At 33.6% G+C, this 14,766-nt stretch carries 14 protein-coding genes, 2 tRNA genes and 1 pseudogene; 2 read left to right on the forward strand and 15 right to left on the reverse strand.

The annotated features are described in order from the left end of the window. Nucleotides 1-480, reverse strand: a 480-nt coding sequence (locus tag RQ907_RS03780; protein WP_311492066.1) for an acyl-CoA dehydrogenase family protein, incomplete at its 3' end; no start/stop codon positions are given. Between the two features lie 393 nt (nt 481-873). Here RQ907_RS03780 and RQ907_RS03785 point away from each other — a divergent pair. Continuing rightward, a complete protein-coding gene (locus tag RQ907_RS03785; protein ID WP_311492067.1) occupies nt 874-2,298 on the forward strand; it encodes an FAD-binding oxidoreductase in 1,425 nt (474 codons plus the stop codon). Nucleotides 2,299-2,619: 321 nt separating this feature from the next. Here the strand turns inward: RQ907_RS03785 and RQ907_RS03790 are convergent, their stop codons facing one another. Genes RQ907_RS03790 through RQ907_RS03830 form a run of 9 tightly spaced genes read right to left on the reverse strand, consistent with a single transcriptional unit; the run spans nt 2,620 to nt 10,262 of the window. Then, nucleotides 2,620-3,762: an acyl-CoA dehydrogenase family protein gene (locus RQ907_RS03790; RefSeq protein WP_311492068.1), complete on the reverse strand. Its 1,143-nt coding sequence runs from the start codon at nt 3,760-3,762 to the stop codon at nt 2,620-2,622. A 9-nt stretch (nt 3,763-3,771) separates the two neighbouring features. Beyond that, complete coding sequence (locus RQ907_RS03795) at nt 3,772-4,140, reverse strand: hotdog fold domain-containing protein (RefSeq protein ID WP_311492069.1); 369 nt, start codon at nt 4,138-4,140, stop codon at nt 3,772-3,774. 18 nt (nt 4,141-4,158) lie between these two features. Continuing rightward, nucleotides 4,159-4,623, reverse strand: a complete 465-nt coding sequence (locus RQ907_RS03800) for a hypothetical protein (protein WP_311492070.1) — start codon at nt 4,621-4,623, stop codon at nt 4,159-4,161. 6 nt (nt 4,624-4,629) lie between these two features. Next, nucleotides 4,630-5,817 carry a CoA transferase gene (locus RQ907_RS03805; RefSeq protein ID WP_311492071.1) on the reverse strand — a complete coding sequence of 396 codons (1,188 nt, stop codon included), beginning with the start codon at nt 5,815-5,817 and terminating at the stop codon, nt 4,630-4,632. A 46-nt stretch (nt 5,818-5,863) separates the two neighbouring features. After that, on the reverse strand, nt 5,864-7,123 hold the full coding sequence (locus RQ907_RS03810; RefSeq protein WP_311492072.1) for a Zn-dependent hydrolase: 1,260 nt from the start codon (nt 7,121-7,123) through the stop codon (nt 5,864-5,866). A 2-nt stretch (nt 7,124-7,125) separates the two neighbouring features. Next, entirely contained in the window at nt 7,126-7,563 is a 438-nt protein-coding gene (locus RQ907_RS03815) for a threonine/serine exporter family protein (RefSeq protein ID WP_311492073.1), read from the reverse strand. 8 nt (nt 7,564-7,571) lie between these two features. Continuing rightward, nucleotides 7,572-8,333 carry a threonine/serine exporter family protein gene (locus RQ907_RS03820; protein WP_311492074.1) on the reverse strand — a complete coding sequence of 254 codons (762 nt, stop codon included), beginning with the start codon at nt 8,331-8,333 and terminating at the stop codon, nt 7,572-7,574. 21 nt (nt 8,334-8,354) lie between these two features. Then, nucleotides 8,355-9,731: a dihydropyrimidinase gene (hydA, locus tag RQ907_RS03825; RefSeq protein ID WP_311492075.1), complete on the reverse strand. Its 1,377-nt coding sequence runs from the start codon at nt 9,729-9,731 to the stop codon at nt 8,355-8,357. 12 nt (nt 9,732-9,743) lie between these two features. Further along, nucleotides 9,744-10,262, reverse strand: a complete 519-nt coding sequence (locus RQ907_RS03830; protein ID WP_311492076.1) for a DUF1097 domain-containing protein — start codon at nt 10,260-10,262, stop codon at nt 9,744-9,746. A gap of 650 nt (nt 10,263-10,912) precedes the next feature. Here RQ907_RS03830 and RQ907_RS03835 point away from each other — a divergent pair. Continuing rightward, the gene (locus RQ907_RS03835; protein WP_311492077.1) at nt 10,913-11,794 is read left to right on the forward strand and encodes a MerR family transcriptional regulator; all 882 of its coding nucleotides are present in this window, start codon (nt 10,913-10,915) and stop codon (nt 11,792-11,794) included. A 160-nt stretch (nt 11,795-11,954) separates the two neighbouring features. Here the strand turns inward: RQ907_RS03835 and hisS are convergent, their stop codons facing one another. The 5 genes and pseudogenes from hisS to RQ907_RS03860 form a co-directional block, all read right to left on the reverse strand. Next, complete coding sequence (gene hisS / locus RQ907_RS03840) at nt 11,955-13,241, reverse strand: histidine--tRNA ligase (protein ID WP_311492078.1); 1,287 nt, start codon at nt 13,239-13,241, stop codon at nt 11,955-11,957. Between the two features lie 77 nt (nt 13,242-13,318). Continuing rightward, nucleotides 13,319-13,993 (reverse strand): DUF6873 family GME fold protein, encoded by a 675-nt coding sequence (locus RQ907_RS03845; RefSeq protein WP_311492079.1) that lies wholly within the window; start codon nt 13,991-13,993, stop codon nt 13,319-13,321. 43 nt (nt 13,994-14,036) lie between these two features. Next, nucleotides 14,037-14,110, reverse strand: a tRNA-Cys gene (locus tag RQ907_RS03850). Nucleotides 14,111-14,121: 11 nt separating this feature from the next. Further along, a tRNA-Gly gene (locus tag RQ907_RS03855) sits at nt 14,122-14,196 on the reverse strand. Between the two features lie 211 nt (nt 14,197-14,407). Then, nucleotides 14,408-14,766 (reverse strand): annotated as a pseudogene (locus RQ907_RS03860) (MATE family efflux transporter); the annotation flags it as partial.

Raw genomic sequence — 14,766 nt, forward strand, 5'->3', positions numbered from 1 at the left:
ACCTGCGTTTGTGATAAAGATTTTTGAACCATTAAGAACGTATTCATCACCATCTTTAACAGCAACAGTTTTTTGTCCTGAAGCATCTGTACCAGCATCTGGTTCTGTTAAAGCAAATGCACCAAGTTTTTCACCTGAAGCAAGTGGTGTAAGGAATTTTTCTTTTTGTTCTTCATTACCAAATTTATTAATGCAGTCAGCGCATAGAGATGTATGAGCAGAAACAATAACACCTGTAGATGCGCATGCTTTAGAAAGCTCTTCTACACACAAAATATATGTAAGTGTATCTAGACCTATTCCACCGTATTCTTCATCAAAAGGAATACCAAAGAAACCTAGCTCTTGCATTTTGGCTACGTTTTCTTCTGGGAATCTGTGATTTTCGTCAATTTCAATAGCAATAGGTGCTACTTCTTTTTCAGCAAAATCTCTAAACATTTTTTGCATTTCTAATTGTTCTTCGGTTAATTTATACATTTTATCTCCTTTTACAATTTTGACTTGGACTTAACATCCTAGCCTTTATTATCCTACTGTTATTATCTTAACAATCAATTACTCAATTGTCAAATAAAAATCAAAGTCTTTTTAACTTTGACTTAAAGCTTGCTATTTTTTGCCCTTTATCCTCTATTTCAAAGCCAAATCTTATTACAGACCCTATGTAAATGATAACATTTACATACAAAAAAGCTTCATGATACAAGCTCTTACTTACATTTTACTACCTAAAACCAGCATTTCAATCGTTTTCTTACGATTTCATACAATCAAGTATATTGACAAAAATATTTATTTTTGCACATTCTAATTTAATCGGTTATAATCATATCATAAGCAAATGAAATTGTTATTTTTTTAGGAGGTAATATGACAAATTACAACAAGGTTAATGATGAAATCATTAACAAACTTAAGGAAAGCGTCGAAGGAAAAGTATTCACTGAAGACGACATCAATGAAGACTTTGCTCACGACGAGATGCCTATCTACGGTTCTTACAAACCAGATGTACTAGTTGCAGCTAAATCTACAGAAGATGTTTCAAACATAATGAAAATTTGTAACGAATACAAAATTCCTGTATTAGCTCGTGGTGCTGGTTCTGGTCTAGTAGGATCCGGCGTTGCTATTAATGGTGGCGTTATGATTGACATGCAAGGAATGAATAAAATCCTTGAATACGATCTTGATAACTTAGTTGTTAGAGTTCAACCAGGTGTTTACCTACATGATCTTGCCGAAGATTGTCTAACAAAAGGTTATATGTACCCACCTGATCCAGGTGAAAAATTTGCTACTCTTGGTGGTAACGTTTCAACAAACGCAGGCGGCATGAGAGCTGTTAAATATGGTACAACAAGAGATTATGTAAGAGCTATGGAAGTTGTTCTTCCTTCTGGTGAAATTACTAGATTTGGTGCTGTTGTTTCTAAAACATCAACAGGTTATTCCCTAAAAGACCTCATGGTAGGTTCAGAAGGTACTCTTGGTATCATTACAGAATTAACCCTTAAAATAGTTCCTCAAGCTAAACATACTATCTCACTAATCGTTCCATTTGAATCATTAGACGAATGTATAGCTACTGTTCCAGTATTATTTAGAGCTAACTTAAAACCACAAGCTATCGAATTCATGGAAAGAAAAATCATCATAGCTTCTGAAAAATACATTGGCAAAGAAACTTTCCCTAAGAATATCGAAGGTACAGATGTTAATGCTTACCTACTTATCACATTTGATGGCGACAATGAAGATGAAATTGATGTTCTTATGGAACAAGCTGCTGAATTATTAGTAGAAAACGGTGCTATAGACGTACTTGTAGCTGATACTCCAAACGCAATCAAAGACGCTTGGGCAGCAAGAAGCTCATTCCTTGAAGCTATCACCAGCCAATATAAACTAATCGACGAATGTGACGTAGTAGTTCCAATCAACAAAATTGCACCATTTATCAACTTCGTAAATGAAATTGGTGAAAAATATGACTTCGACGTACAATCATTTGGTCACGCTGGTGATGGTAACCTTCACATCTACACAGTTTCAAACGATGAAGAAAAACTTGATGAATTCAACAAACAAGTTCATGAATTCATGGAAGAAATCTATGCTAAAGCCTATGAATTTGGTGGACAATTATCAGGTGAACACGGTGTAGGTCACGGAAAACTTAAATATCTAGCAGAATATGAAGGCAAACTAAATACAGACCTAATGAGAGGTATCAAGAAAGTATTCGATCCTAACATGATTCTAAACCCAGGAAAAGTTGTTACTGCAGAATAATTTCATAAAAAAATAGGAGCATCTTGAAGTTCCTAAAAACCCAAACTACAATACTTTAGTTAGTTTGGGTTTTTTCATTTTTATTATAATGATATATTAAAAATAAAGACAAAAGAGTGATTATAATAAATAATTTCGCTTATTACAATCACTCTTTTTAAGCACCTTTAAATTATTTCATTTTTCTTATTCGTGCATATAATCAGAAGTTCATTCTGGTTCAAATTATTAAAAATATATATAATATAAATTCAACAATTATTCGGAGATACTACTAATGCTTTTATTAGATAATCATGTTGATTGGAGGTCTTAAATGTATTATTTTAATAAACTTCTTGCAATTACTAATTTTTGAACTTCTGAGGTTCCTTCATATATTTCAGTTATCTTTGCATCTCTATACATTCTCTCAAGCGGAAAATCTTTCATGTAGCCATAACCACCATGAATTTGCAAAGCTAAATTTGTTACTTCTCTAGCTGTTTCTGATGCATTAAGTTTTGCCATGGCCGCTTCTTTTGTATGACGCAAACCTTTATCTGCTAGCTGTGCTGCATAATAAGTTAAGGCTCTAGCCGCTTGTATTTTTGTTTCCATAGTTGCCAAATACCATTGGATGCCTTGAAGATTTGCAATTGGTTTTCCGAATTGCTGACGTTCTTTAGCATATTTTATTGATAGATCTAATGCGCCTTGTGCTATACCTATAGCCTGAGCTGATACTCCAATTCTTGCTGTATCAATTAATGATAGAGCTATAGATAAGCCTTTATTTTCTTCTCCTAAGAGGTTGTCTGCGCTTACTCTACAATCTTGAAATACTAACTCAACGGTTTCAGATGCTCTTATACCCATCTTATTCTCAACTTTTCCGTATGTAAATCCTGGGGTACCTTTTTTAACAATTATAGCTGATAAGCCCTTTGCCTTTGCTTCTGGATTTGTTAAGGCAAATACGAGTACATATTCTGCTTGTTTACCACTAGTTATAAAAGTCTTACTACCATTAATAACATACTCATTAGTTTCTTTATCAAGGATGGCAGTTGTTTTTGTAGCACCAGCATCAGATCCTGCTCCCGCTTCTGTCAAAGCGAAAGCCCCCATCTTGCCACCAGATGTTATTTCTTCAAGATATTTATCTTTTTGTTCTTTTGTACCATATTTTTTTAGGGCGTGTTGAAGAATGGATGAGATTGAGTATATACCGCCTACCGCTCCGTCAACCTTTGATAATTCTTCTACGGCAACTATTTTTTCAAGTTGTCCCATCCCAATTCCACCGTATTCTTCATCAACTCCTATGCCAGTTAATCCCATTTCAATGAGGTCATCCATAACATCTTTTGGAAATTCTCCACTGATATCTCTATCTTGAGCTGTTGAAGTTAATTCATTTTGTGCATATTCCCTTACCAAATCTCTTATTTCGATTTGATTTTCTGTTAGAATTTGTTCCATTTTAGAATCCTAATTTGCTTCGTAAACATATTGTACAACTGTACAAAGAGGTGGATTTTCTATAACATCAATTGATGATGGATATTCTGGGTTTTCAGGGTACTTAATTATTTTAAATGCTCTAACTTCAATTAAGGCCTTATTTCCTTCTTTTCTCTTTATTCTTGCTTTAAATTCCATATAGTCACCGGCAGCTAAAGGTTCATAAAGCCTTACTTTTTTTACCTTTGTCATTCTACCTGTGTTGTGAAATGTTTTTGCCATAAGTCTGTTCGCACAATCTTCCATTAAAGTTAGACCTCTGGCACCATTGACTACTCCACCACCATAAAAAACATCTCGGTCGCTCATTCTATAACGCATTGTCATTGTTTCCATATTTTCCTCCACACTAACTTAAAATTCTACATCATCTTCTGGAAAATCTTCTAGTTCAAACCAAGGATCTTTAACCAATCCATCTGGTTGTTCTCCCCTTTGTAGATGTTTTTTAACAACCAATCTAACATTACCTTTACTGCACAAAACTGGTTCATCGTACCAAATCATTGCACCTGGCTTGTCGCTATTTTTATCTCTACTTGCTAACTTAAAAACTTCTATTAAGCAGTCTCTTGATGTATTACCTATATGTGTCATAGTAGCTTTATATTCCATCATGTCTCCAACGTAGACATCTTCATAAATTTCTACATCATGGTAGCCTAAGCATAGCGATTCGTCGCCATCATTAAGAATCATTTGTTCTGTCTCTACATCTCCAATAAAGTCAAATTGTCTACCAACTGGAATTCTACCATCCTTATCAGAAGCATCTGATGTTGTCATATTGTAGCTTAAGTATGAAACTGTTCTAGTCATAATTACTTATATTACTCCCTCTTCTTTTAATTTTTTCTCTTCTTCGTCTGTTAAATTAAATACTTCCTTGTTATGTTGGCCTAAAAGTGGTGATGCAAATTTTATCTGTCCTGGTGACTCGGATAGTTTTGGAACTATGCCTTGCATCTTAATTTTGCCCATAGTTGGATGTTCTACTTCCACTATCATATCTCTTGCTTTAATATGAGGGTGTTCAATCGCTTCTCCTACATCTAGAACAGGACCACATGGTACGCTAACTTCATCCATCATTTCTTCCAACTCTTTTTTAGTATATTTTATTGTAAATTCACGGATATCATTCTGTAGGTCTGGTAAATAATTTTTGCACCTTAAATCATTTGTTTCATACCTAGGGTCTTCTAACAAATCTTTCCTGTCCATAATATTACAGAATTTTGTCCAAAGATTATCATTTCCTACACCTAAAGCTACATATCCATCCTTACACTCATATACGTCAAATGGAGCTATTGAAGGATCTACGTTGCCATTTCTTTCCGGAGCCTTACCTTCCATAAGATATCTTGGTATTGCGTTTTCCAATATAGAAAATATAGTATCTACCATCGATACATCTACCAATTGACCTTTACCTGTCTTTTCCCTATATTGTAAGGCTACCAAAGCTCCTACCATCTGATATATTCCTGATACATGGTCTGCAACTGATGGGCCAACTTTAACTGGTTGACTATCTTTAAAGCCTGTTAAATTTATTATTCCACCCATCGCTTGAGCAACTATATCATAGCATGGTCTTTCAGCTAGGGGGCTTGTTTGTCCAAAACCAGACCCTGAAACATAAATTAGTCTAGGATTTATTTTCTTTAGTGTTTCATAATCAATTTTCAACTTTTTTGTGACCCCGCCTTTGTAATTTTCACATACAAAATCAGCGTCTTTTACAAGGTCATAAAACATCTGAAGACCTTTTTCTGATTTTAGGTTGAGTGTACATCCCTTTTTATTCCTATTTGAATAGGCAAAAAATCCACTTTCTCCACTTTTTTCATCAATTGGTCCCCATGTTCTACACTGTTCCCCACTTATTGGCTCAATTTTGATAACTTCCGCACCAAAATCAGCAAAGAACATTGTACAAAATGGACCACTAAGAGCTGAAGTTAAATCGATAACTTTTAAGCCCTCAAGTGCATCTGTCTTTTTCATTTTATCTCTCTTTCTACTAGAAAGAGCAGTATAAACTGCTCTTTAATTATTTAGCATCTCTCTTTAATATTGCATTAAGTAATACTGAAGCGCCTTGTGTACATTGTTTTGTTGAAGTAAATTCTGGCTCGCAATGAGAATGTCCATCTTTAGATGGAACAAATACCATTGTTGTTGGAACCATATAAGAAACAAATTGTGCATCATGGCCTGCGCCAGAGTTTATTCTTTGATTAGAATATCCAAGTTCGTCTACAGATTCTTGTACCATTGAAACTAATTCTTCATCATAATAAACAGTATCTCTTGTCCAAGCAACTTCATAATCAGTTGTACATCCAACTATTTCTTTTGGTATGTTTTTAATTACTTCCACTACTTGTTTTATAACTTCTTCTTTTTCATGTCTTGCATCTATTGAGAATTCGACATAATCAGGAATAACTGTATGAACATTTGGATGACAAAGAATTTCACCAGTTGTATAAACAAGTTCATCATCTAGTTTGTCGAGTTCATCATGTAAGTATTGAAGAACTTTAGCAGCACCATATAGGGCATCATGACGGAATTTCATTGGTGTTGTTCCTGCGTGATCAGATACTCCGTATATTTTAATTCTATAATTTACCATACCTAATACACAAGTTACAACTCCTATATCATTATTATTTGCTTCAAGTATAGGACCTTGTTCGATATGTAATTCAAAGTTTGCACAATAATCTTTAGCATTTAGTCTATTTGCCTTATCACCTTTAAATCCAGAATTATCTAAAGCTTCTTTGAATGTTGTTTTATTATCAATAACAGATTTAGATTTCATCATATTTTCAAATATGAAATTTTTCTTGATTTCAGCTGGCAAATAATCATTCATTACTATGCCTGAAGACATCATTGCTGGTGGATATAAAGAACCTTCTTCATTTGTCCAAACCATAGCAGTAATATTGTGTCTATGAGGAATATTTTGTTCATGAATTGCTTCTAGAACTTCCATAGCTGACATAACGCCCAAAATACCGTCATAGTTACCACCGTTTTTTACAGAGTCTGTGTGAGAACCAGTTACTATATTTGGTAGATCTGGTTCGCTTCCCTTTAGAGTAGCATACATATTTCCTATATCGTCAGTTTTAAACTCTGCACCAATAGCTTCCATTCTTCTTTTGAATTCATTTCTTGCTTGAATGTCTGCTTCTGAAAAACAATAACGTGTGATTCCACCATGTCCTGCATCACCAAATTTACTAAAGGTATCAATCTTATCTTGCATTCTTTGTTCATTAGCTTTATATGTCATATTTATCTCCCTATTTTATAAAAATCATATATTTTAGTAAAAATTATTTCTAACGCTATGCCTCCACTTATGGCTATAGCAATATTTATTGAATTTGCTCCATATCTTAATACTTGATCCCACTCCAACATAAATGAATTCTCCATAGTCAAAAACAAGGATTTTCCTGGAATCAATGGTATAAAACCTACAGCGTGATAAATTGTAGCCGGAGCTTTGTTTCTTCTTGCAACAATTTGAGAATACAAACCCAAAAATAAGGCTGCAATAAAATAGCTCTGATATTCATTTTTAGTATAAATAAAAGTTAGTATATAAACAGCCCAGTCTAAAAGACCTGCCAAACTAGCCCAAAATAAATCCTTACCTCTGATGTTAAACAGTAGTGCAAAACCAAAGGAGCCTACACCAGCAGCTAAAATTTGTATAATCTTATCCATAATAGCCCTCAATGTAATATAGATGCCAAGGCAAATCCAATGCATATAGCCATAGCAATAAATAGTGCTTCAAACAATTTTATTGCTCCGGTTAATATATTGTCCATAAACATCTCTTTAAAAGAATTTGTAAAAAGCAAACCAGAAATCAATATCATTATGATCCCAATGCTTATATGCTCACTAGATAAACCATAACCTATTCTTTCCGCAAAGTTTGATAAAAATGCCACGGTAAACCCACATGCACTTATAACTATAAATCTATTGATATTTATCTTTCTGAGTAAAGCTTCAACCAATCTCATAATCACAGCTATTAATCCTGCTACTAACGAATCTTTAATAGATCCTCCAAAAAATATACAAAATCCTAAGGCTATGAAGAAATAGGATGAACTAATCCTTGCTTCCCCCGCTCCATTGGAATTTTTTATTTTATTTATTTCATCTTCAATCTCTGCAACGCTAACATTGTTATTGCATATCTGCCTTGATAATTCATTGTACATGGCTAGAGATTGTAGATTATAGGACATCGTAATAACCCTTCTTGACTGAGTATAAGTTAAGTCGTTGAATTCTGCAGTTGTTACAATATTATATGGAGTAGCAAAGACATTGATATTTTTAGCAGAAAAATGTCCACAAATACGACTTATCGTATCTTCAACCCTGTTTATTTCTGCTCCAGATTTTAGCATTCCGGCACCAATATCACTAGCATAAGTAAGAATCCTATCAAAATCCAACAATCTTTGTCTTTGCATCTTACCTCCTATAAATTAAATTTAATATTTTTGAGGTTCCCTCTTTACAAATTTGCCCATGCCTGGTTTGCCGACAAATTCTTCATTATCATAAATTAAGTTTCCTCTTAAGTAAGTTTGTACAGGATATCCCTTAAATGTTTTGCCTTCCCATACGGTATGATCGCACTTAGTATGCATTTTATCAATTGTAACTGTAAATTCTTTGTCTTTATCATATATTACGATATCGGCATCTTTACCTACAGCTAATTCACCTTTTTGTGTACAACCATATATTCTTGCTGGATTTGTAGAACATAATTCAACAGCTCTTTCAAAAGTAATTTTGCCTGAATTAGCAGCATCGAGCATATATGGGTAAAGGTTTTCTATTCCTGCTAAGCCATTAGGTATTTTTGTAAAATCATCCTTGCCCCAGTCTTTTTCGTAAGATTGGAATGGGCAGTGGTCTGTAGCTATAGTATCAATCATTCCATTTTGTACTGCTTGCCAGATAGCGTCTTGACTTTCTTTACCCTTCATAGGAGGTGAGCATACAAAATTCCTTCCATCTTCTCTCTTATAAACATCACTTGTAAATTCAAGATATTGTGGACAAGTTTCTAAGAAAATTGTTGCCCCATCGAGTTTAGCATCAATAGCAGCGTTTAACCCTTCTTTATCAGCCATATGAACAATCATAAGTGGTGCTTGTAGATTTTTAGCCCAATGAACCGCTCTTTTGTCTGCTTCTGCTTCAACAAATTCTGGTCTACTTAGGTAATGATACCAAGCGCTTGTTTTGCCTTCCTTTAAAAATTCTTCTACTTTTAAGTCAATTAAATCAGGATTTTCAGCATGTACATTTATTAGACCGCCAATCTCTTTTGCTCTTTTTAATAATTTTACAAAAGTAGCATCATCTGTCATCATGCCTTCTTTTTTATAAACCATAAATACTTTAAAGCTTGTAATACCTTCTTTGACAGCAGTTTCCATCTCATCAATAATTTCGCCGTTATTTAAATCAGTAATGCAAACATGAGAAGCATAATCTATACAAGCTTCTTTTTCAAGAATAGATTTCTTTTCATTTATAAGTTCCATTATAGAAGTGCCTTTTCTTTGAACTGGGTAGTCAAATACAGTTGTAACACCACCGCAAGCTCCACCTCTAGTTCCTGATTCATATGTATCTGAAGAAACAGTTCCACCAAAAGGCATTGCCAAATGTGTATGGGAATCAATTGCGCCAGGAAGTACTAATTTTCCCTCAGCATCTACAATTTTTTTAGCATCTTCTTCAATCTTTTCAGAAATAGCTACAATTTTTTCATCCTTAACCGCAAGATCTGCTTTATAAGAATTTGTTGCAGTTACAATAGTTCCGTTTTTAATAATTAAATCGTATTTCACATTTCCTCCTTACTAATCATCAAAAAGTTTTAAAACTGTCCACTCTTCTTGATTAAAATCTTCTTTGTATGTTGCTTTATGAATTACATCGCCAAACTTAACACATAAGTAGCCTACTAAATTACCTATTAGAAGGCATAAAATCATCATTTTCCAGTTGCCACCTGTAGCGAATGCAGAAAATCCACCCATAAAAGTACAAGTCGAATACTTAAGTAGATCTATATGTACTAAATAGCAGATAACAAATGTAAAAAATCCTGTTACAATAGCTGCGAAAAGAATACCATCTGGTTTCAAAGCACCTAAAGCTAAGATTACGCAACCTATAATAACTCCTACCACATTTGATACTGATGACCTAATTAGGGCACTAGAGTTTGCACCTGCTACAAAAAATGATGTCGTTCCTACAAATCCTAGCCATGGGGCAAATAAATCAGGATTAGTAACCGATAGCCTTATTGCTACATATGTCCAAATCCCACAAAGAATGCCACTAGCAACAGCACTGGCACCTATTTTTTTCATAAACACCTCGCTTTAATTTTTATATCATCTAACTACTAACATCTACATTTTTTCTGACCTCCTTATAAATTATTTCTTAGCAAGATGATACTATGTACCGGACTAAGGTTTGTCCATAAAATACATCCAACTTTTCTATAGTTCTTATAGACTAATCTTGCACACATAATTAAACATCACTAATTTAAACATCATAATATAATTACAATCCATTTATAACTAGGATATTGTTTTCACTAATCTTTTAAAATCTTAGTTTGAACCAATAATAAAAGCAGTAAATAAACTATATAATATTTGTTTTTATATGATTAGTATTGCTCTAATATACGTATCAATTTAAAAGTCGTCTTACGCCCTTTTATTTCAACGAATTTTATTTTTAAGATTAGGACTTTTATAAATTCATGTCATTTTTTCTTTACATTAAAGCTAATTCTCAAAAACATTTGTTAATATTATACAAGACTAAATTTCTATAATAACCTTTTCATATATATAATATCATACCGCTATAAACTTTTCAAGTCTTTTTATGATTTTTTTCTAAATTATTTTACAAACTCTATACCGCTATAAGATTTTATTTATTGATTAAATATTTTTTAATAGTTTAATATCAGTAAATACAACAATAGATAAGGACTAATATGAAAGACTTTTATACAATTGGTATGATTTCTAAACTTAGCAAAATATCAACCGAAACTTTAAGATACTATGACAAAGTCGGTTTGTTTTGCCCAAAACATAGAGACGAGGATACCGGTTATAGATATTACACAAAGGATAGCCTAACAGCTTTATTGATTATAAGAAGGCTAAGAAACCTAGGCTTCTCCATAGAGGCTTTAAAGAGCGCCCTTGAAGACCCTAGCCTTTCAAACCTAAAATCTCTTTTACTCGAAAAATCTCAAGAATACGAACAATCAATAAAGGTATTAGAAGCGAGAGAAAATGCATGCAAAATAGCCTATGAAAGAATCATAAAGGGAGAAAACTTAATCGGTCTTTTTAAATATAATATTTCTTCAGATACTGATATAGAAAATATAATAAAGATAGATTTTTTGCCAGAAAAGAATTTAGTTTATTCAAGAAAAATTATGGATTCCTACATAAATTCTGATCTATCGTTATCGAGGTGGATTGACATATACGAAAAATGTACCGAAAATGGTATTGAAATGAAAGGTTCCATAATTGTAATATATCACACAAATCCTCTCGATCAGTTTTTATTAAAAGATTGTGATGTTGAATTTGCTATGGAAATAAATTCAGATGATGCTAGCAAGCTATCAAAAAATAAAACAAGAAAATGGGGGTCTTTTATGGCCTGCACATCATACTTTGTTGGTGATTATTCTAAAATTATGAGTAGACATGTTGAAATGATAAAATGGATAAACACAAATGGTTACAGAATATCTGGGCCAATAGCTGAAGAATTTATCATATCACCTTTAGACGTGTATAATACAGAAGACTATGTCACAAAAATAATCATTCCAATTGAGGAAATCAAATAAGGGTCTGTTGCAGAATGAATAAATCGTCCCAAATCATTAGAGGAACCTCCACGAAAATTTTGCCTCCATGAGCCGGCAGGCTGGGCCAAAAATTTTCTAAGAGAACCCTCTAATGATGGGACGATAGTTATTCATAGTTTTGCAACAGCCCCTTTATTTGTTATATTTCATTGTATTTTATTTCTTCCTGGTCCCCTGTTTCCATATTTCTGATTGTTACTTTTTTCTCTTCTCTTTCGCTTGCTCCGATTATATAGGCGTATTTTACTCCAACTTTGTCTGCATAAGAGAATTTTTTCTTTAATTTTCCACCTTCTAGGTAGATATCTGCCTTTTTGCCTGCTTCGTGGAGCTTATTTAAGATGTCTATGGCGTAGAAATTTTCTTCTTCACTCATTGGAATAATCAGTATATCTGTAAGTCTAGCTTCGTTTTTATTTACAAGGCCAATTTCTTTTAGCTGGTAGAATAAACGAGTAAGTCCTATTGACATTCCTACACCTGGTAGGGCTTGTTTGGAGAAGTTTTCTGCAAGTTTTTCATACCTTCCACCAGAAGATACTGAACCTATTGATTCATATCCTTTTACAAAGGTTTCATAAACTGTTCCTGTATAATAATCAAGCCCCCTAGTTATAGATGGGTCGATTTTTATATTCTTATCAGGAATACCAAGATGGGTCATATAAGAATATACAGTTTTTAATTCATTTAGGCCTTCTCTATAGAGATCATTATCTACAAAGTCACTTAGTTTTTCTAATAGGGCTTCATTTGCTAATTCAGAACCAATAAAGGCTAGGATTTTATCTGCTCTTTCACCATCTACTAATTCTAAAAGCTCTTCCTTGGTATTTTCCATTCCAATCTTGTCTTTTTTATCAATTAGCCTTAGTACATCAGTTGTGTCAGTAATATCCATGGCATTTAAAAATCCATTCAAGAGCTTTCTGTTGTTAATCTTGAAGGTTACTTCTGGTGTATCAAGTTTGTTAAAAATTTCATAGATAACTCTTGGTGGGATGGCATCGTTGGCAATAGCTAAATTATTGTGGCCAATAATATCTATATCGCATTGGTAAAATTCCCTATAACGGCCCTTTTGATTTCTTTCTCCCCTATAAACTTTGGCTATGTGGTAGCGTTTGAAGGGGAAATTTAGGTCTGCAAAGTGTTCTGCCACATACCTTGCGAGTGGCACTGTTAGGTCAAACCTAAGGCTCATGTCCCTTGTTTCTGAGGCAATCTCATAAATTTGCTTTTCAGTTTCTCCCCCACCCTTAGCAAAAAGTATTTCATTTTTTTCTATAACTGGGGTGTCAATTGGCAAAAATTGAAATTTTTTGAAAGTCTCTTCTATAATATTTTTCATCTTATCAAAAGCCAGCTGGTCTTCTGGCAAAAGTTCCATAACTCCTGCTATGGTTGATGGTTTTACAATTTTCATATTTCTCTCCTATATCTCTTTAGCTAGCTATATTATACGATTATTTCCCCAATAAAAAAGCCCCAAGCTAGTATCCTTTAAATTTCAATGATAGAACCCAGATCTACTAGGTCAGTTTTCGGATAGCTTATTTCTATATTTTGTTTTTGACAAAGCTCTTTTAGCCTAGCATAAGCCTTATGGCGACTAATGTCTCCCGTAAAAATCAATTTATTTCCAACCAAACCACAGGTCCCACCCAAAAAACCCTGGTCAAAACCATCTAGGTTGACCCTATCTTCATCTACAAGTTCAATGTCAATTTTATTTTTCAAAGCCTTGTAAATTCCATAATCGCTAGTTATTAGTAAATCTCTTAAGGGTATTAGAGAACACCTGGTGTAGCCCTGCTTAACTTTTAGGTGAGAAATCTTATTTTCCACGAAAAATTTCCCTATGGTTTTTTCTGTAAAATCATTGTGAATATAAAAATCCTTAAACCTAACAATATTATAAAGGGCATCTAGGGGGTATTTTAAGCCAAGCTTTTCTCCCCTTATTAACCTATATCCCTCTAATTTTTCCTCGTAATAAGAAAGAACACTCTCATCGACAACTAGGGTTTTTTCACCAATTTTAAACAAAGACAAGTCTGGATGATCGCCTATTCTTGGATCTAAATTTGGATTTGGACTTGTTTCTATAAAGGAATAGCCATTCATCTTAAGGAAATTTTTGAAATCTTCGCTTGCCTTATAGGAAATAATTAACATAATAATCCTTTCAATAAAAAAATCCCCATTACTGGGGATGATTTGGAGGCGCCACCCAGATTTGAACTGGGGGTAAAGGTGTTGCAGACCTCTGCCTTACCACTTGGCTATGGCGCCATAATAAAAAATGGAGCGGATGACGAGATTCGAACTCGCGACCCTCGCCTTGGCAAGGCGATGCTCTACCACTGAGCCACATCCGCATAAGTTAATTATAACATTTTTTATTCTCTTTGTAAAGAGTAAACCAAAACTTTTTTAATCTACCTAAGCTCTCATGGTTTTCCCTCTCAAGCTTACTTTTATATTATAAGTTAACTTTTATATTTTGTCAAGGAATTTTCTTATTTTTTTATAAAATTTACTTTGCTGTAGATTATAAAGGCAAATATAAACAAAAAGACAAGAAAAATCCTAGTGGATTCCCCTTGCCTTCTTAAGTTCCTTCAATTCCTCTTTAATCAAAAATATCGAAATAACCATAGTTAGGAAATCGGATGCAATTAGGACATACCAAATGGCTTCCTTTGCCATGAAATTTGCAACAAAATAAGCAAAGATTGTCACAAAAACATAACCCCTAAGAATGGTTATGATGAAGTCAAATCTTGGTTTACCAACAGATGTGAGATAGCCACCGTTAGTTATATTAAAGCCTAGGATTAGAAAACTTATAGCGAAAATCCTAAGTGATTTTGAAGCAAAATCCATAAAATCTGCTGAAACATCTGTTAAAAATACCTTTATAAAAAATTCAGGCCAAAGTTCTATAG

Origin of the sequence: uncultured Anaerococcus sp. (assembly GCF_963510575.1) — a bacterium.
In the GTDB taxonomy this organism is placed as follows: Bacteria; Bacillota; Clostridia; order Tissierellales; family Peptoniphilaceae; genus Anaerococcus.